Origin of the sequence: Acinetobacter sp. SWBY1 (genome assembly GCF_002946595.1) — a bacterium.
GTDB lineage: Bacteria > Pseudomonadota > Gammaproteobacteria > Pseudomonadales > Moraxellaceae > Acinetobacter > Acinetobacter towneri.
Genome location: NZ_CP026616.1, coordinates 2,128,303 through 2,147,177 on the forward strand (window position 1 = coordinate 2,128,303; position 18,875 = coordinate 2,147,177).

At 40.0% G+C, this 18,875-nt stretch carries 16 protein-coding genes, 1 tRNA gene and 1 pseudogene; 9 read left to right on the forward strand and 9 right to left on the reverse strand.

Features of this window, described 5'->3' with window-relative positions; translation table 11 throughout:
- Positions 1 to 64: 64 nt before the first annotated feature.
- Positions 65 to 1,435 (reverse strand): phosphomannomutase CpsG, encoded by a 1,371-nt coding sequence (locus tag C3Y93_RS10285; protein ID WP_104852850.1) that lies wholly within the window; start codon positions 1,433 to 1,435, stop codon positions 65 to 67.
- Positions 1,436 to 1,685: 250 nt separating this feature from the next.
- Here C3Y93_RS10285 and C3Y93_RS10290 point away from each other — a divergent pair, with 250 nt between their 5' ends.
- Positions 1,686 to 2,915, forward strand: a complete 1,230-nt coding sequence (locus tag C3Y93_RS10290; protein ID WP_104852851.1) for a hypothetical protein — start codon at positions 1,686 to 1,688, stop codon at positions 2,913 to 2,915.
- Between the two features lie 465 nt (positions 2,916 to 3,380).
- On the opposite strand, the pseudogene C3Y93_RS10295 reads toward C3Y93_RS10290, so the two are convergent.
- From C3Y93_RS10295 to C3Y93_RS10310, 4 genes and pseudogenes are all read right to left on the reverse strand, one after another.
- Positions 3,381 to 3,554 (reverse strand): annotated as a pseudogene (locus C3Y93_RS10295) (VF530 family DNA-binding protein); the annotation flags it as partial.
- A gap of 469 nt (positions 3,555 to 4,023) precedes the next feature.
- Positions 4,024 to 5,406: an IS200/IS605 family accessory protein TnpB-related protein gene (locus C3Y93_RS10300; RefSeq protein ID WP_104852852.1), complete on the reverse strand. Its 1,383-nt coding sequence runs from the start codon at positions 5,404 to 5,406 to the stop codon at positions 4,024 to 4,026.
- 218 nt (positions 5,407 to 5,624) lie between these two features.
- Positions 5,625 to 5,888, reverse strand: coding sequence for a Txe/YoeB family addiction module toxin (locus C3Y93_RS10305; protein ID WP_000203952.1), 264 nt, complete (start codon positions 5,886 to 5,888; stop codon positions 5,625 to 5,627).
- Positions 5,875 to 6,138 (reverse strand): type II toxin-antitoxin system Phd/YefM family antitoxin, encoded by a 264-nt coding sequence (locus C3Y93_RS10310; RefSeq protein ID WP_016658858.1) that lies wholly within the window; start codon positions 6,136 to 6,138, stop codon positions 5,875 to 5,877. Before C3Y93_RS10310 ends, C3Y93_RS10305 begins: the two co-directional genes overlap by 14 nt.
- Before the next feature lie 642 nt (positions 6,139 to 6,780).
- On the opposite strand from C3Y93_RS10310, the gene C3Y93_RS10315 reads away from it, so the two are divergent.
- Complete coding sequence (locus C3Y93_RS10315; protein WP_075167630.1) at positions 6,781 to 10,128, forward strand: DEAD/DEAH box helicase; 3,348 nt, start codon at positions 6,781 to 6,783, stop codon at positions 10,126 to 10,128.
- Positions 10,129 to 10,193: 65 nt separating this feature from the next.
- On the opposite strand, the gene C3Y93_RS10320 is transcribed toward C3Y93_RS10315, so the two are convergent.
- Both C3Y93_RS10320 and C3Y93_RS10325 read right to left on the reverse strand, forming a co-directional pair.
- A complete protein-coding gene (locus C3Y93_RS10320; protein WP_104852853.1) occupies positions 10,194 to 10,505 on the reverse strand; it encodes a helix-turn-helix domain-containing protein in 312 nt (103 codons plus the stop codon).
- A 349-nt stretch (positions 10,506 to 10,854) separates the two neighbouring features.
- A tRNA-Gly gene (locus tag C3Y93_RS10325) sits at positions 10,855 to 10,930 on the reverse strand.
- 235 nt (positions 10,931 to 11,165) lie between these two features.
- On the opposite strand from C3Y93_RS10325, the gene C3Y93_RS10330 reads away from it, so the two are divergent.
- The 5 genes from C3Y93_RS10330 (at position 11,166) to C3Y93_RS10350 (ending at position 14,048) form a co-directional block, all read left to right on the forward strand.
- Entirely contained in the window at positions 11,166 to 11,477 is a 312-nt protein-coding gene (locus C3Y93_RS10330; RefSeq protein WP_104852854.1) for a BolA family protein, read from the forward strand.
- A 13-nt stretch (positions 11,478 to 11,490) separates the two neighbouring features.
- Positions 11,491 to 11,883, forward strand: a complete 393-nt coding sequence (locus C3Y93_RS10335; RefSeq protein ID WP_104852855.1) for a SirB2 family protein — start codon at positions 11,491 to 11,493, stop codon at positions 11,881 to 11,883.
- A gap of 101 nt (positions 11,884 to 11,984) precedes the next feature.
- Complete coding sequence (locus C3Y93_RS10340) at positions 11,985 to 12,821, forward strand: ParA family protein (protein ID WP_104852856.1); 837 nt, start codon at positions 11,985 to 11,987, stop codon at positions 12,819 to 12,821.
- Between the two features lie 15 nt (positions 12,822 to 12,836).
- Entirely contained in the window at positions 12,837 to 13,232 is a 396-nt protein-coding gene (locus C3Y93_RS10345) for a hypothetical protein (RefSeq protein ID WP_104852857.1), read from the forward strand.
- 225 nt (positions 13,233 to 13,457) lie between these two features.
- Positions 13,458 to 14,048 (forward strand): LysE family translocator, encoded by a 591-nt coding sequence (locus C3Y93_RS10350; protein WP_104852858.1) that lies wholly within the window; start codon positions 13,458 to 13,460, stop codon positions 14,046 to 14,048.
- 101 nt (positions 14,049 to 14,149) lie between these two features.
- Here C3Y93_RS10350 and C3Y93_RS10355 read toward each other — a convergent pair whose 3' ends face one another.
- Entirely contained in the window at positions 14,150 to 14,785 is a 636-nt protein-coding gene (locus C3Y93_RS10355; RefSeq protein WP_019837132.1) for a DedA family protein, read from the reverse strand.
- Between the two features lie 231 nt (positions 14,786 to 15,016).
- Here C3Y93_RS10355 and C3Y93_RS10360 point away from each other — a divergent pair, with 231 nt between their 5' ends.
- Both C3Y93_RS10360 and guaA read left to right on the forward strand, forming a co-directional pair.
- Positions 15,017 to 15,439, forward strand: coding sequence for a DoxX family protein (locus tag C3Y93_RS10360; RefSeq protein ID WP_104852859.1), 423 nt, complete (start codon positions 15,017 to 15,019; stop codon positions 15,437 to 15,439).
- A 224-nt stretch (positions 15,440 to 15,663) separates the two neighbouring features.
- Complete coding sequence (gene guaA / locus C3Y93_RS10365; protein WP_104852860.1) at positions 15,664 to 17,232, forward strand: glutamine-hydrolyzing GMP synthase; 1,569 nt, start codon at positions 15,664 to 15,666, stop codon at positions 17,230 to 17,232.
- A gap of 232 nt (positions 17,233 to 17,464) precedes the next feature.
- Here guaA and C3Y93_RS10370 read toward each other — a convergent pair whose 3' ends face one another.
- Entirely contained in the window at positions 17,465 to 18,757 is a 1,293-nt protein-coding gene (locus C3Y93_RS10370; RefSeq protein ID WP_171287398.1) for a GGDEF domain-containing protein, read from the reverse strand.
- Positions 18,758 to 18,875 lie beyond the last annotated feature (118 nt).

The following is an 18,875-nucleotide window of genomic DNA, read 5'->3' on the forward strand; positions in this document are numbered from 1 at the left end:
TTTAGAGCATAAAAAATGGGAATCAGTTTTGAATCCCATTTTTATATTGCTTTGATTTTTTAGATTAAGCTTGAATCAATTGCGTCAACTCATCCACATAGTCCTGCATCGGACGTGGGTTTTGATCACGACGGCTTTCAATATTTAAGCGCAATAAAGGCTCAGTATTTGAAGCGCGCACATTAAAACGCCATGCCCCAAAGTCAAGACTCACGCCATCGGTTTGGTCAATTGTTGGGTTTTGGCTGGCATAATGCTCAAAGATTTTTTGGATGGTGGCTTGAGTATCGGCCACTTTAAAGTTAATTTCGCCCGAACATGGGAACTTGGCAATCATTTCTTCGACCAGACTGGATAGTGATTGTCCTGTTTCAGACAATACCGAAACTACCAATAACCATGGAATCATGCCGCTGTCACAATAGGCGAAATCACGGAAATAGTGGTGTGCACTCATTTCACCGCCGTAAACGGCATTGTGCTCACGCATTACATCTTTAATAAAGGCATGTCCAGATTTAGATTGAATCGCTTCACCCTGATATTGCGCGACTACATCAAAGGTATTCCAAACCAAGCGTGGGTCATGCACGATTTTTTCGCCTGCTTGTTTGAGCAAAAACGCCTGTGCCAATAAGCCGACAATATAATAGCCTTCAATAAACTGGCCTTTTTCATCGAACAAGAAACAGCGGTCAAAGTCACCATCCCACGCAATGCCCATGTCGGCTTGATGCTCTAATACGGCATTGCGGGTGCTATCACGGTTTTCCACTAAAATTGGGTTCGGGATACCATTGGGGAAAGTACCATCGGCATCATTGTGAATTTTGACAAACTCAACAGGGATATTCAGAGCTTTGAATTTTTGCTCAATTGCATCGACCACATGTCCTGCAGCGCCATTGCCTGCATTCATGACCAGTTTCATTGGGCGAATTTTGCTAGGCTCGATATAAGTCATTAAATGGTCAATAAATTCAGGCAAAATATTGTAGCTTTGAGTGCTGCCTTTGTGCTCAACTGGGGTAAATTCGCCCGATTCTGCCAAAGCCTGAATGTCTTTTAAACCTGTATCGGCACTAATCGGACGTGCATTTTCACGTACCAGTTTCATGCCGTTGTAGTCCATGGGGTTATGGCTAGCAGTCACTTCAATGCCACCTTGCACGTCTAAATGAAAGGCTGCGAAATAGACTTCTTCTGTACCTGTCATGCCTAAATCTAGCACATTGACCCCTGCATCATTTAACCCACGAATGGTGGCTTGCTTTAAGCTTTCGCAGCTGAGACGGATATCGCAGCCAATTGCAACGGTTTTGGGTTGGTAAATTTGTCCGTAAGCACGACCAATTTTATAGGCAATCTCTTCATTGAGTTCTGTGCCCAATTTTCCGCGAATGTCATAGGCTTTAAAACAAGTGAGTTTGCTCATGTATTATCCTGAATATTTGGAAAAGTCGTATTGCTGCCTATGATAATCGAACTATGTGCAATGTGCTGTACAGAATAGAAGATCAATTGCTTGAAGATGTTTCAGGTCATTAACCGTGTGTGGGGCTGTTGCAAGATGGAGCAGGTCAAAGACCATGGATGAGAAAAGGTGTTGTGATGGCAAGGGTGTTTTTTATTGAGTGAAGTTGGTTAAAATACGGCTCAGACTTATGTGTTCGATATGATTGAAGATGAAATTACAGAAAAGTACTTTAGAGCCAGAGCAGAAACTTTCTGCGCCACAGAAAAAATTTCAGAAATTATGTCAAAAAATTGAGCAGGAACAAGTACGCTTGAATGAATGGCAGACCGCACAAGCCGATATTCAGGCACGTGCCAGCCGAGAAATTTTACCAACCTATACGCAATTGCGTGAAATTATATTTCAGCAAATTCAACAATTGCTTCAGCAAAAACAACAAAAAATGACGGCAGCCCAACAAACTAAACTTGCTCAAAAAATTGAGCAACTCAGTTTGCAGCTTTTAGAATCGCAGCAGATGTCTGCCGAACAAGTTCAGTTTTTAACAGAATTGCTGAATCATTATGGCTATGATTTTGAGCGGCCAGACTTAGATGATCTAGATGAGATGTTAGAGGCTAAAACTGAGTCTGAGTTCGCAGAAGAAAACTTTGAGCAAGGTGGCTTTGAAGATGATGCTTCTGAACAAGAACGACTAGCACAGCTCAAGTTGGACAGTTTGAAACATTTTCTCTGTGAAGAATATGACCTAGATCTAGATTTTTTTGATTTTCAGCATGATCCATTAGATTTAGATGATTTTATAGAAAAATTTGAACAAAAAATGCAAGAACAAGAGGAGCTGGATTTTTTAAGTCAGTTGAGTAGTGCGCAAAAAGCTTTTGCCGAACAGCAAATTGCCCGTGAAAAAGCCAAAGCAGCAAAAAAACAGCAACAGCGTGAAGAAGCAAAGAAACTAGCAAATCAGTCCATTAAAGCGATTTACTTAAAAATTACAGCGTGGATTCACCCAGATCGTGAGCAAGATGAGCAGAAAAAACAAGAAAAAACCGTATTGATGCAGCAAGCCAATCAGGCTTATGAAGCCAATGATTTATTGACATTGTTAAATTTGCAAATTCAGTTGGGTCAGCAGCACAATCTATCTTTCGCCAATCAACAATTAAAAGCGTATAACCTGCTTTTAGAAGAACAGTTAGAAACTTTGCAAATGCAAGTAGATGACATTATTTACTCTTTTAATTGGAGTCAGTTTTTATATTCTAACCGTAAAATTAAAGTGCAGGATTTGTATCGAAAATATGAGCAAGACTATCGACATGTTCAACAAAAATTAGCTCGAGCGCAAGAGATACTGGAAAAATATCAAGACCTTAAACAATTAAAACAATTGATGCGCAGTCAATATGTGTGGGAAATGCATGCTGTGATGATGTAGACATACTGAGGTTTGGTTCTGGAATAAAGCGAAGCTTGGGCTTGGAACATCTATGTCAGTAGCCCATGCCGCCAGACTCCGTAATCAACATGTTTTCACCCTATCGCGTGATGTTGGTGAAGGAGAGGTTGAGTTTTTTTAATAAAAAAAAACCCTCATCTTTCGATGGGGGCTTTTAGAATGTGGAGCGGGAAACGAGACTCGAACTCGCGACCCCAACCTTGGCAAGAGTCACCGACATAAAATACACTAAATAACATAATTGGTACCTTAATAAACTCTATATATAACAGTTATATAGAGTTTTTATTTTGTGTGACGTAATTTAAGGTGGGGTGGGGTACTTTGATTTATGGTCACTAATTTATTGTGATAATCAACAATAATAACCAACATGCATATGCTTAATCTAAGGGTATTTTACTGACTGGTATAATTTTGTGATGAGAGAGGTGTTGCCTGAGGCTACGGTTTCTGTTTGGCCTTTTGGCGTAAGACGTACAAATATAAGCTTTCTACTTTTTCACGTGCCCATGGTGTGGTACGCAAGAATCGTAATGATGATTTAACACTTGGGTCTATGCAAAAACATGTAATTTCAATTTTGCGACTTAAGCCTTCAAAGCCACCGTAGTAATCATTGTCAACGGCATTCTTAAATTGCCCCCTTTTACCTTACAAATGGCAAAGTAAAATTGACCCCTTTGACCTCGTATTAAGTTTTAACCTGTGGCTGAATCCCTATTCTTTTTTTATCCTTCAAACGATAACTCTCACCGGCTTTGTTGCACAAAGCTGTTCTGAAGAGCTTCTTCGACAATATAATTTCCAAATGAAGAAGCCTACACACAAAATCTACCGCACACCCAAGTTGCCACTTAAATTTGAACAACTTAGGAAAGCTCTATCTTTAAAATCTTTATGCAACAAAGCCTATTGAAATTTATTTAAAGAAGTGGAGATCGATCAAATGATTAAATTTTGAATATTTATGGTGGGGTATGTACCAGATTGGCATTGGGATTGCATGAAGTTAGCTTGCATTAATTTTTCATGGAATTTGAACATATGTTAAAACCTTTAGCTTTGTCTGTTCCTTAAAATGTATTCAAACATAGTCAAGGACTAATTCGCACTCTGTTAATGTCTTGTTGTCAAGCGTGTAACTAGAGCCTGAGTCGGTCAGTTCCGACTTGTAGCGGTCAGTCCGTTCTTGCAATATACGCTTTACAGTTTTGTAAGGCGTATAACGACTTATCTCATTGTCGTTTAATCTTGCAAGCACGTTTCTCGCAGCATTCCAATCAGCTTGCACAACTTCCCCATTGAAACGGTGAAAACGATCTCCCTTACGTGTACCTATTAAAAGGCCATGCAAGAAAGAATCACTTTGCGAAGTATATGCAGAATTGACTAGATGCACCGTAGAACCTCTACGGTGAGATATACCTGTTAGGGCATTAGCTAACAAACCTTTAGCCCATGTATTTAAGCGTCTATTGGTGTTTTTGCCATAGTTGCGTTTACTTTGAATTGGGGATGTTAAATCTTCCGCAACAATCACTTTGGCTTTATCAACCAACTTGTGAGTTGCTGTAAATATTAATGTTTTGAGCTTTGCTTTTTGAGTATCTTGTCGCTTATCTAGTTTTTTTCGACCTAGATTATTTAACTCAATTTTCTGTTTCTTGTGCGGTTTGGCTTTAGAAATCGCTCTGAGCTTATTTCTACGTTTGTACTTTTGATTTAGGTAGTCTGATTCACTTGAGATCAATTTACCTAAACCATTGCCATATACTTCACCATCAGAATCCACAAAGGCTTCTGAATAACCTTTATCAACACCTACGGTTTCCTGACCACAATCCTGTGTTTCAACTGCATCATAAGTTGAGTGAACTTCAATATTGCCATTTTTTAGAATGATTCTAAGTGTGCCTTGTGGCGCAAAATCAACAGTGGTGTTTAGTGGAATTTTAATGGTTTGTCGAGGGACTAGACTCGGCACTTTAAGCCAACATTGACCATTTAACTCAAAAGTTTTACACATATCCGCACGAACAATAATTTGATTATGTGTGTGATTAACACCATGCTTAAAGTGATTACGCATTTGACGATGGAGGAAATTATCAGTCATCCATTCATCTTTTTTAAGCAAGGTGTATAGTCTTTTTTGTTCATTATTACAGGAGGTGCGTTTTCGGATCGCCTGCTTTACTTTGTCTTTTGATGCTTCTCGATAGGCTTTAATATCACCTATGCAATCACGTAGCGTTTCTTTCCACGCATTTGCAGAAACACCAAAGTCACGACTTTCTTTCATCCACGCATCACGAATAGCTCTGTCACTGATATTCAAACCTGAAATAGCACCATATTTAGCCCACACCTCGCTACGAATACGACCAAGTAAAACAGCTTGTTTCTCAAGCTGTTTGTACTTTTGCACATTCAAGTTTTTACAGTGATGAATGCGTGTTAATTTCACAAAGTCATGCCTAGGTTAAGGGATTGGATAATCAATAGATATGGATGCTAATATACCAAGACACTCACCTAAAATACAAAAGATAATCATTTAAATCTCTAATAAATACCCACCTTGCCACTACTGAATCGACATAGACAAAATGAGCACTTATGCAAATATTTGTCTATATTTTTAGTTATAGTTAATTACTCCCATACTAAGAATAGGGAATATTATTAGTAATGGAACCGACATTGAATAATGGAAATTCGTTCATCCGTCACTTCATAAACTAATCTATGCTTCTCATCAATTCTACGGCTCCAGAATCCTGAAAGATTTGCTTTTAAAGGTTCTGGTTTTCCAGTTCCTTCAAAGGGTGTTCTTTGACATTCTCTGATTAAGGTATTGATACGTTTGAGTATCTTTTTATCCTGTGTTTGCCAATAGATATATTCATCCCAGGCATTTTCAGTCCATTCGACATTACGACTCGTCATCTATAATCAACTCTCTTTGTTTGGTTTTACCTGCGCGTAATTGAGCAATTGATTCGTTTAAACGAGTGGTATTATTTGGAGATGAAAGGAGATACAACGTTTCCATTAAACTGTCGTAATGATCTTGTCCCATTACTACAGCATGACCGCCTTCTTTTCTTGTAATGAAAGCGACATCTGCATCATCAATAACTTTATCTAAAACAGATTTTAAGTTGTTACGTGCGTCTGTATATGTAAATACATGCATATATTTCTCCCTCATAAAGTAAGCTGTGTTAAAACGCTACTGACTAGATGATAGTGATCGAACTTTACAATCTAAAATGTACAGAATTCTGTACATGTTGTCAATTTTGTGTAACAGTTTTATATCAAATAGGCTTTGTTGCATAAAGATTTCATAACTATATGATTTTAAAAGTTTTGATTATTTTTTTGATCCAAAATTAAATTTATTTAAATCAGATGCTTACATACTTATACAACAGAGCCGACTGAAGATACTATTAAATTAAAGAAGTCTAATTAGATATTTACAATCTAATAGAGTCTAACAACTTGCTTTAAGCTCTATTAATTTTGCATGGTGTCACGAGGAACCGGGATTTGCTATCAGTTCAATCTGGAATATCTGGCCCCAGTAGTCTGAAGCAATGGGGTCGATGGGCAGGGCTCTGCCTTTGCTGATACCTCAGGCAGCTTAAAAGTATTTACGCCAGCCAATAGAAAAAACACCAAAGTTCACTACCAGATAGCGAGTTATAATTTAAATTTGAGTGAGTTGGGGGGATGCTTCAAATTATAAATCTTTGTGCAACAAAGCCCTACTATTCTGAAATGACAGCTTTGTCCGTTATAATTGTATAAACATTTTTAGTGTCTGGTAATTATGTCCTCATTGATCAATTTTCTATCTCGCTTTAGTACTGCAACTCTTCAGCGCAGCCAGAGCTATGCTAAACACATTGATAGGAAAACGATTGAGTTCTTTGAGGAAAATGACGATGTCACGATGTATGCCCAAATTGAAGGGACAGATTATTACGATACTGCAATTACCTATAATCTTAAAAAGGACCGTTTAATTGATGACGACTGCACTTGTCCGGTTGGATATAACTGTAAACATGCTGCTGCTTTAGCCAAATTATTTTATCAAGAATATCGAGAAGGATATCTGAAGAGCTATGTTGACTCTCAGTCATCATCTCACACTCAAAAAGATCGGGTTGCAATTAATCAAGCACAACGCTGGTTAAGTGAGTTTAAGCAGTATTTACAACATACCCAGTTAGAGCAGCAAAAGACAACGAGTAATTATTTACTTTATTATTTAGATCAGCCTTTAGGTCTATTCGGGTTAAAACTTGAGGTTCGCAAAGGTAGACGTAATAAAAGTGGGACGATCACAGGTGTCAGTTCTTATACTGAATATGGCAATATTCTAAAAAAACGTCTGTCTTTGCCTGATGGGAAGCGACAATTATTTAATCAAATTTATTATTATGCCAAGCTCAATCAGAATGAGTTTTCTTATGGAAATAGTCTTGATATATCAGGCATTGTCTTAGAGCATTTTAAATCTTTCATTCAGAGTGGTGATGTCTATTGGAAACAAAAAAGTGATGCTCCACTTACATGGTCAGAACAAAGCTATCAGCTTGAATTTTCTTGGCAAAAGAGCATTGAAAAACAGACTGAGCACTTAGATTTTGAGTTGGTCAATGGAAATGTTCGACTCAATTTAAAATCGAATCCACATCTTCAAATTCTTGTAAGTCAGCCACTTTGTTATATCGATATTCACAAGAATACGGTAGGGCAACTCTATAGTGAATATACATCGGATTTACTGTACTACCTTTGGCGGATGCCAGAGATGCCTGCGACGGTTTTGACTGAGTTTGAGCAGCTTACCCATCAATCTACAACGATACATAACTTGCCGAAACCTGGGTTTCTTCAAGAGATTGAAGTCTTACAGGGTAATCCCCAGCCAATTTTACGCTTCGGTGTTTTAGATAAATTTGATTGGAAATGGGAGGAGTCTGTTTGTGCTGAAATTGAATTCTCCTATGCAGGCGGGCGAATTAAAGCAGGTACATCAGGTGACAGTTTCATTGGTGAGCAGCATGACAAAATGGTGCGACAGCTTCGGGACTTAGTTCAGGAACAACAGTCAATCCAGCGTTTACAGCTATTGGTCGAATCACTGAAGTGGGTGAAAGATCTTAGTTATGACCAGCAATTAAAACTGGATAAACAACGTCTCGATTCTATGGTTTTTGCTTTCTATGGAGACTGGATCAAACAGCTGATGCCCATCAATCAAATTGAGTTGATGGGCTGGCAGATAGAGCATCTGGAAAACAGCCCCTTTAACCTGCAATATGTTGAAAATTTAAATATTTCTATCACTGAATCTGAAGGCCAGCAGGACTGGTTCAATATCGGGGCGACGGTTCAAGACAGTGCAGGCAATTCTTATAATTTACTTGATGCGCTCGTAGCTTTGGTGCGAGTAAATCCTGATTTACTTGATCCGCGGACTTTTATTCATCTGCATGACAGTCAAATTTTCACCGTGAAAACTGCAGTTGATCAACCTGATTTGGCGCTATCCGCTAGGGATATTAAGCCGGTATTATTGCATCTGCAGAGCATTTTACAGCAAGAAGAGCGCAGTATTGATCGCTATGATGCGAGTCAATTATTAGAATTGCAGCATAATCTTGGGATGACATGGCAGGTCAGTGATCGCCTGCAGAAATTTGTACATAAATTCAAACAAGGCTATCAGCAACAACTGCCAACACCACAAGGTTTTCAGGGGGAGTTGCGTCTATACCAGCAGCAGGGCTTAGGCTGGTTACAGTTTTTAAGGGAAACCCAGCATGGCGGGATTCTGGCAGATGATATGGGCTTGGGGAAAACAGCACAAACTTTAGCCCATTTACTCATGGAAAAGCAGGCTGGATATTTGCAGGATAGTCCCGCCTTAATTGTTGCACCCACATCGCTGATGCATAACTGGTTCAAAGAAGCGGAGAAATTTACCCCAGAGCTCAAGGTATTGCTGCTACAGGGGCCCGATCGCCATCAGTATTTTGAGCAGATTCCGCACTATGATATTGTGTTAACCACCTATCCGCTTCTGGCGAGAGATGAAGAGCAACTAAAGCAATATGAATATCATCAACTCATTTTGGATGAGGCGCAGAATATCAAAAATCCGCGCGCCAAAGCTGCACAGGTAGTACGGCAATTAACAGCGCGACATCGTCTATGTCTAACCGGTACACCTATGGAAAATCATTTGGGTGAGCTGTGGGCACTATTTTATTTCCTGATGCCAGGATTTTTATATTCACAAGAAATTTTTAATAAAAAGTACCGTCATCCGATTGAAAAGCGCGGTGATGAGCAGTTAAGACAAAAGTTGGTCAACCGGATTAAGCCCTTCATTTTACGTCGCTTGAAAACTGACGTAGCCAAAGAGTTGCCAGAAAAAACCACGATTGAAGTCAATATTGATATGAATGACCAGCAATCCAAGTTATATGAGGCTGTTCGTGCCACGATGCAGGCAAGCATTCAGAAAATTGTGGCAGAAAAAGGCTTTAAACGTAGTCAAATTCAAATTTTAGATGCCTTACTGAAGCTACGTCAGGTGTGCTGCCATCCTAGCTTACTAAAGCTGGATTCAGTGAAAATTGGGCAGGCGCATTCTGCCAAACTTGAACAGTTGATGGATATGGTCGTTCCAATGGTGGAAGAGGGGCGAAAAATTCTTATCTTCTCTCAGTTTACCTCAATGTTGGAACTGATTGAACAACAGTTCCATCACGCAGAAATTGGCTATGTGAAGCTGACTGGAAAGACCAAAAAGCGAGATGAAGTCATTACAGCGTTTCAGTCTGGACAAGTGCCGGTATTTTTAATCAGTCTGAAAGCAGGAGGGGTCGGTTTGAATCTAACTGCCGCAGATACGGTCATTCACTATGATCCATGGTGGAACCCTGCTGCTGAAGATCAAGCTTCAGATCGTGCATGGCGGATTGGACAGGACAAGCCAGTATTTGTGTATAAGCTGATTACCAATAAAAGCATAGAAGAAAAAATTCTTGCCTTACAGCAAAATAAAGCAGAACTGGCACACTCTATTCTAAGTACCGATCATGAGGGCGAAGCGAAACTGACGGAAAATGACGTGATGAACTTGTTTGAGAAATTTTAGTTTGGTTTCAGATTACCCTAATCATCTGTAAGTATCTGAAAGTCTGGATGCAATTTTTTCCACTGTTACTCTCCTCCGAGAAGACCTTTCCATGGGTTAGACATTAAGTCATCTTGATCTTCAATAGTGACTTTAATTTCATCATTCAATAATTGTCTAATCAAATGAACCTTATCATCTGGGATGAGCATCAGTTGAGCATTTAGTCCTGCCGCAATAATTTCTAAGGTATCTAATCGAGGATTGCCTTGACTTTCCAGTTTTTGGTACTGCTGTCTTGAAATGCCTGTACGTGATTGCATATCAACTTGCTTTAAACCCAATAGGGTTCGTCTTTTTTTGACTTGCTGTAGTAAAGACTTATTTAGTGTAGACATATTTATTGCTTTTTGGTGGTGTAAGAAGCATATTAGTTGCTTTTTTATTAAGAAGCAATGACAGAAATTATTAACAGGCTCCGCGGCATCAATATTTAGGATCTAGGCAAGCTGATCTTGTTTAACATAAGCCACTTAGTAGTAGCTAATACTATCTTTTGTTTTGGAGTTTTTTTTATCTTGTATGATTGATACTCTGGAGCATCATCTACACGGTTTTTTGTTCACAGTTTTGAAAGAGCACTTTTGTAAACTTACTTTTTTAAGTATAAAAATTTCTTATGAAGTAAAATATTGAATAAAACAACAATAAAAAAGCCCCAGTCATTCAACTGAGGCTTTTAGAATCTGGAGCGGGAAACGAGACTCGAACTCGCGACCCCAACCTTGGCAAGGTTGTGCTCTACCAACTGAGCTATTCCCGCATGCGGTTTATAATACATTATGCAAAAATAGGGTCAATCCATTTATGCAAAAAATTAGCTTAATTGCATAAATAAACGACATTTTTAGAACAACTGGCGATGAGATCGCCAAATTTAAGTAGAAAAACACGCTGTAACAGCACCAAGCACGAATGATTCTGCCAAAGTGCTGAGAATTGTATAGAACGCAGTTATACTGCTAGGCAGCCTTTAAACCATTTTGGGAAATACAATCATGAGTTTAGAACAACAATTGTTGCAACGCTTAGCTGCTTTAAATCCAAGTCATTTAGAAGTTGTGAATGAATCTGCAGGGCATGGCGGTTATTTCCCAGGAAAAGAATCCCATTTTAAAGTGGTGATGGTCAGTGATGTTTTTCAGGGCTTACGTTCGGTACAACGTCATCAAAAAATTTATGCCGCTGTGGGTGATCTACTCGCGCCAAATAAAATTCATGCGCTTGCGATTCATGCCTTTGTTGCCTCTGAGTGGCAAGGCCAAGATACGTCAAGCCCTGAATGTGCACATGCACCAAAAGATGCGTAAGGGAAGGCTATAGATGGAAAATTTATCAATGCTGAACAATATTCACGTTGCTGCAGTGGCTTTGTTGCTGTTGGTGATTGTGGTGCGTGCCATGACTTTATTTAAAGGTACATTGAACCACTCTCCAAACCCTAAAGCATGGAAAGTCTTTGTAGCTTTGCAGCATTCGGCACTCACGCTGATTGTGGTGACAGGAGTCATTGCCTTATTTCTGAAGGATTTTCAGGTCGAAGCTTGGTTTTATGCCAAAATTATTTTATTTTTTGTGATGCTTTCTTCTTTGATTAAAGCGTATAAAAAAGATGAGCGTATTTTGCTGGTGCAGCGCCGTGTTGGCTGGGGACTGGCCCTGATTGCTTTCATTGCCATTTTAGGTTTGGTTATGCTTAAACCAAGTTTTGGCTAGGGCAAGTTTAAGGATTGTTAGACACTATGCGCCAACAATCATAGCGGGTCGGTTAAACTGAACATATAACAAGAACTGAAGTCATTCAACGAGGGGCGACAATGCGCACACGTGTGGTGTTTAATCAGAAAGGTGGTGTTGGAAAGTCCAGTATTACCGTGAATTTGGCAGCAATCAGTGCTCATCAAGGGCTAAAAACACTGGTAATTGATCTCGACCCGCAAGCCAACTCCAGTCAATATTTACTGGGTGATGATGCGACCTATTCTGCCGATAAACCTGCACTTGAACCCAATATTGAAAATTATTTTGAAGAGGTTTTGGGGGGCAATCAGTCCAAAGGTTTATTGGGCAATGCGCTAGGCTCTATTTTAAAAAACCGCAGCAAAGGTTTAGAAGCTTATGTGCATCAGTCACCGTTTAAGAATCTGGATGTGATTCCTGCTAGCCCGCAATTAGGTGGTTTGGCACATGCCTTAGAATCTAAACATAAAATTTACAAACTACGTGATGCCTTGCAACAATTGTCCGATCAATATGACCGTGTATTTATTGATACCCCACCTGCATTTAACTTTTTTACGCTCTCTGCCTTAATTGCGGCAGATCGGGTGCTCATTCCTTTTGACTGTGATGTATTTTCTAAACGTGCCTTACAAAGCTTGATTGAAAATGTTTTGGAAACCCAAGATGATCATAATCCGCATCTGGAAATTGAAGGGATTGTGGTGAATCAGTTTCAGGCGCAGGCCAAGTTGCCGCGTGAAGTGGTTCAGCAACTCAAAGATGAGGGCTTGCCTGTCTTGAACAGCATGTTGCCGCCTTCAGTGCTGATGAAAGAATCGCATCATAAAAATTTGCCATTAATTCATTTGGCAACAGATCATAAATTGACGCAGGCCTATCAATCGTTGTTCAATGAAATTGAGCAAGTGTGATACACAGAGGTGAACATGAAAACATTTGCAATCGGTTTTTTGGCGGTCAGTAGTGTGTTGTTAGGTGCGTGTGCGACTACAGTCAAGCCGACTTATGTGTCACCTACGCATTATCAGGCCTTGAATTGCCAGCAATTACAAAGTGAATATAACCGCATTCAACAATATATTGAAAGTGGTGTGCAGGCACCCAAACGTACAGGCGTTGGTGTAGGTGTGGGCTTAGGTGGTGGCTGGGGTAGCCGAGGTGGTTGGGGCATTGGACCAAGTGTTTCGGTGAATATGGGACAGTCATCCAATACCAAAAATACCGAATTAGCACGTTTATTGGGTGAGCAAGAAGCAATTGTGCAGGCTGCAAAATTTAAAGCCTGCCCGATTATTGTGAAGCTTAAACCTGCGACATCTTAAGAAAAAACACTATGGTTGTGCCTATATGGCACAGCCATAGCTGAAAATTTTTTAGCAAAATGTTTCAGGGTTTCCCTAAAATGAAGCATATAAAAACAAAAACTTAGATTGAATTGTCGTTATATTTATACGCTCGGGTCAGTATTGGCGTATTAGAAAAACTTGTCTTTTTTTATGGCTTTCATATAAGGTGTGCTCCTGTTTGACTGGCGTACTTTGGTGTTTATGATTGAAAGTTGGTGGTTTGTCTTGGCCATGATCGCGGTCTTGATGATTCCTGGACCGACCAATGCATTATTGGCGAGTTCAGCGCATCAACAGGGCATTGCGAAAACCAGTATGCTGATTCCTGCAGAATTATTTGGCTATGCTTATGCAATTAGCTTATGGGCTCTGCTGATTCATTTAAGCGCCCCAATTTGGCCGTATTTTATTGATATTTTACATATTTTGAGTGCGGGCTATGTATTTTGGATGGCCTTTCATTTATGGAAGCAGTCACATTTAGAGCAGCACAGTCAGAAGTATCCAACCATTCGCCCTGCGCAATTATTTTTCTCCACCTTTAAAAATCCAAAAGCCTTGTTATTTGCTGCGGGTATTTTTCCGGTAGAAACATGGAATAACCCGACCAATGTAGCGGTGGTCTACGTGCTATTTAGTTTGGTGTTGTTACCTACCGCATTATTTTGGATGTCATTTGGACGGGTGATTTTGGCCAGAGAAACTAAAAAAGTCACAGCCGATTTGCTCTATAAAGGTTCGGCCTTACTTTTAGTGGTATGTATGTTGCCTGTGGTGGCACGGTTCTTTTAAGGGTTCAAAGACAGAATCGACGTAAAGATCAAACCAAGGATGCGTAGTGCATCCTTGTAGGTCGAGTATTCAACGCTTGAATTTTTCCAATATGCGTATATTTAAGCAGGCTTTTTCTTGAGTTTTTGGCGAATAAAACCAATCACCCCTGGCAAAACACTCAGAATAATAATACCGAAAATTAAATAGGTAAAATTGTCTTTCACAATTGGCATATTTCCAAATAAGTAGCCTAGGGTAATAAACGAAGCAATCCAACAAAATGCCCCAACCACGTTATAGGTCAGAAAGTATTTATAATTCATGCTGCCTGCACCCGCCACAAAGGGCGCAAAGGTACGTGCAAAAGGCACAAAGCGGGCAAAAATAATGGTTTTTCCGCCGTGTCGCTCAAAAAACTTCTGGGTTTCGATCAAATGTTTTTTATTGATAAAACGTGATTCCAGTTCAAAAACCCGTGGACCAATATATTTACCAATATGGTAATTCAGGGTGTCACCGAGTACCGCAGCAGTAAACAATAAAATACCCAAAATCCACGGATCCATTACCCCTGTCGATGCAGCCAGTGCGCCTGCTGCAAACAGCAAACTATCGCCAGGTAAAAACGGCATGACCACCAAGCCTGTTTCTACAAAAATAATCAGGAATAAAATAGCGTAAATCCATACCCCATATTGGGTGATGAATTCGAGCAAATGCTCATCGACGTGTAAGATAAAATCAATCAGTTCCATGGGGAAAAACAAGCGAAAGTGTGCTCAAATCCTAGCAGTCCACAGGCGGAAAGTCAGTATGAAAAGGTAAATAATTTTCACAGTGATTTTAGGGATGCTAGACCAGCCACATCGGTTCTTTTTCGTTGCATAGATGCAACAACATGTCTTTTAAATGCGTATTTATCCTGAATTTTGAAAAAACTAAGATGTATTTGTCTTCAAGAATGAATCAAAAATATAGGTGATCTGATGTTTAATCCAAATGTTGTGTTAAAAAGTGTGGTCGAAAAAGCAAGTGTGCAAGCCATTGTAAGTTTATTTGCACGTGCTTTTTTAGCGTATTTATTTATTGTATCTGGTTGGGGAAAAATTGCAGGCTATGATGCAACAGTGGGCTATATGCAAGCTATGGGTGTTTCAGGTTCATTGCTACCTTTGGTGATTTTGCTAGAACTTGGTGGTGGTTTGGCAATTCTATTCGGTTTACAAGCACGTGTCGTGGGTTTGGGTTTAAGTGTTTTTAGTCTTTTAACTGCATTTTTATTCCATGCTGCACCAGAAGATGCGCTGAATTTTATGAAAAATATTGGTTTGGCTGGCGGTTTCTTCTACATCATGCTTTACGGTGCAGGCAAAATAAGTCTAGACCATCTTTTGGAAGCAAAAAAGTAAGTCATTGATTTCCACATCAGCTCAACAATTTAAGCAATCTTCAAGAAGGTTGCTTTTTTTATGCCATAGAAAATGCATAGTCTTTTAAAACTTAGAGTATGTGGTCACTGCAATATCACGAAGAAAAATAGCCATTTTTAGGATTGTCTGAATAGTGTGCGCAAGGCGTGGAAAAATGCTAGAATAGCGCGCTTAATTCGTTTGCCTTTCTATAGTTGTTTGTCATGACTACCAATACTCAAATTACTGAAGATCGTATCCTGATTCTGGATTTCGGTTCGCAATATAGTCAGCTGATCGCACGTCGTGTTCGTGAAGCGGGCGTATATTCTGAAATGTATGCCTACGATATGTCGGAAGAAGACATTCGTGCATTTAATCCAAACGGTATTATCTTATCGGGTGGACCTGAAAGTGTTCACCAAGCGGGTAGTCCACGCGCACCTGAAATTGTATTTAACTTAGGCGTACCTGTACTGGGTATCTGCTATGGTTTACAAACCATGTCAGAACAACTGGGCGGTAAAGTTGAAGCGGGTTCAGTACATGAATTCGGTTATGCCGAAGTCGATATTTTGGTACGTGACAAACTGATTGGTAACTTGCAAGACCGTGAAAACCAATTGCACGTTTGGATGAGCCATGGCGATAAAGTGGCACGTATTCCAGAAGGCTTCCAAATTACTGCAAGCACGCCAAGCTGCCCTGTGGCAATGATTTCTGATGAAACTCGCCGTTTCTATGGGATTCAGTTCCACCCAGAAGTGACACACACTGCAAAAGGTGCAGAGTTATTGTCTAACTTCGTCCATCAAATTTGTGGATGTCGCGGTTTATGGACACCAGAACACATCATCGACCTGCGCGTAGAGCAATTACGTCAGCAAATTGGCGATGAAAAAGTATTGCTTGGTTTGTCGGGCGGTGTGGATTCTTCTGTGGTTGCGGCATTGTTGCATAAAGCCATTGGCGATCAATTAACGTGTGTATTTGTAGACAATGGTTTGTTGCGCTTGAACGAAGGCGATCAAGTGATGCAAATGTTTGCAGAAAACATGGGTATTCGCGTGATTCGTGCCGATGCAGAACAACGCTTCTTGAGCGCGTTGGCAGGTGAAGTTGATCCTGAGAAAAAACGTAAAATCATTGGTCGTGAATTTATTGAAGTCTTTGCCGAAGAAGCGCGTAAATTAGATGGCGTGAAATTCTTGGCACAAGGTACGATTTACCCAGACGTGATTGAATCTGCAGCCAGCAAACAAGGCAAGGCACACGTGATTAAATCACACCACAACGTGGGTGGTTTACCAGAAGATTTAGCCTTTGAATTGGTTGAACCTTTACGTGATTTATTTAAAGATGAAGTGCGTAAACTCGGCACGACTCTAGGCTTGCCACACAGCATGATTTACCGTCATCCATTCCCAGGTCCAGGTTTGGGCGTGCGTATTTTGGGTGAAGTGAAAAAAGAATATGCAGACATTTTACGTTTAGCCGATGACATTTTCATGCAGGAACTGCGTGCAAGTGGTTGGTATGACAAAACAGCACAAGCGTTTGCGGTATTCCAGCCTGTGAAATCTGTTGGTGTCGTCGGCGATGGTCGTCGTTATGCATGGGTAATTGCACTTCGTGCTGTAGAAACAGTGGACTTTATGACAGCACGTTTCGCACATTTACCGTACGATTTAGTCGACAAAATCTCTACCCGCATCATGAATGAAATTGCAGACGTTTCACGTGTCACTTACGACGTATCGTCTAAACCACCTGCAACAATTGAATGGGAGTAATTCAGGGATTTCACGAAGCACTGCTTCGTGCCTGAATTACGCCAAGCGCTATGCGCGCGGCAGTCGGGGTTTCAAGCAGCACTGCTGCTTGCCAGTTTTACGCCATGAGCCTATTTTAAAACACCGCTATTTAAAATGGGCGCAAGATGCGCGCAGCAGCTAGGGTTTTTTAAACATACTCTAGCCAAAAACCCAAAAAATGAGCACGTAATGTGCTCATTTTTTTATATCTTTAGATCATCCAAGATTTAACTTCTTTTTTTAAAATCGGTTCGGGTGGCTCAGACATTCCCACATCATAACTGATCACGCAGTTACGTCCGCTTTGTTTGGCTTGGTATAAGGCCAAATCGGCTTCTTTAATTAGGGTCTGTAAGTCGGTTTGTTGTGGTTTTAAACTGGATACTCCAATGGAGACAGTGAAATTAAAACATTTTTTATCAATGCACATTTCATGCTGAGCAATTTTTTGTCTTAAGCGTTCTGAAATCATCAGTGCTTCATCTAAGCTGGTTTCACTAAGCAGAGCGATAAACTCTTCACCGCCAAAGCGTGCCAAAATATCCTTGCGGCGCATTTCTTTACGAGCAATGTCTGCAATATTTTGTAAGACCCGATCTCCAATATCGTGCCCATAAGTATCATTAATTTGTTTAAAGAAATCTACATCCAACATTAATAAACAGATCGAATTCGATTTAGGCCATTCGTGAATTTTATGTTCTGCCATGTGCACAAATTGCCGACGGTTATTCAGTTGCGTCAGTTCATCGGTATGGGCTAAGGCTTGTAGGGTATGGAAATTCCAGTCATCCAGCAAACTGCGCAAAAAGTGGTGGCGTGCATTGAGGGTATTGCTCCAGCTAATATACAAACTGAGTAGCCACATGGGGATATAGACCACCATAAAAATGAGTGCATCTTGTAGGGTTGTTAAGGAGATGGCACTTAAAAAAATCAGCACACTCATGAGCAATGAGTTATACAGAGCAGGTCGGAAACGTACCTGAATACACAGATTAGCCATCACCACAAAAATAACTGAAGCGTAAAGATAATAGCCGACCCACGGACTGTGTGATTGCGACAAAATATAAAACCAGACACCGCAACACAGTGTGGCGCTGACCGGTAAAATTAAATCTAGCAGGCGAATATCTTTGATCAATTTAAAGCAGAAATAATTGCCAATCAGCGCCAATACAACAGCACTGAGACGGAGTGTGGCCGAGAGTGTAGTGACATCTGGAATGATGAAATAATCGATAAAGAAATACAGCAGGAACGTCATTTGCCCAATGTAATTGACTTGGCGTAAATAACGACGCTGATGTAAATTCTGGTGTTGATAAAAATGTGTTTCAAATTGCGGCGGGAGTTGCGCAGCAGGGTGCTGCAATGCTTTTTCAATTGCTTGTCGGTTTTCAAGATCACACTCAGTTGTTTTTAAAAGTTTTTCTGAGGCTTCCTGATTGCTTAAAATCTTCGAACGGGTCTGTTCCCCCATTCGAGCTTTTACAGACATAGCGATATTTACTCAAATTGACAACTTATAGTGAGGATTATGCGCAAAATGCAGAAAAAATAACCTCCCTAAATTTGGGTATTTTCTCTATTTTTTTAAAATTTTGGTCAAAATTATG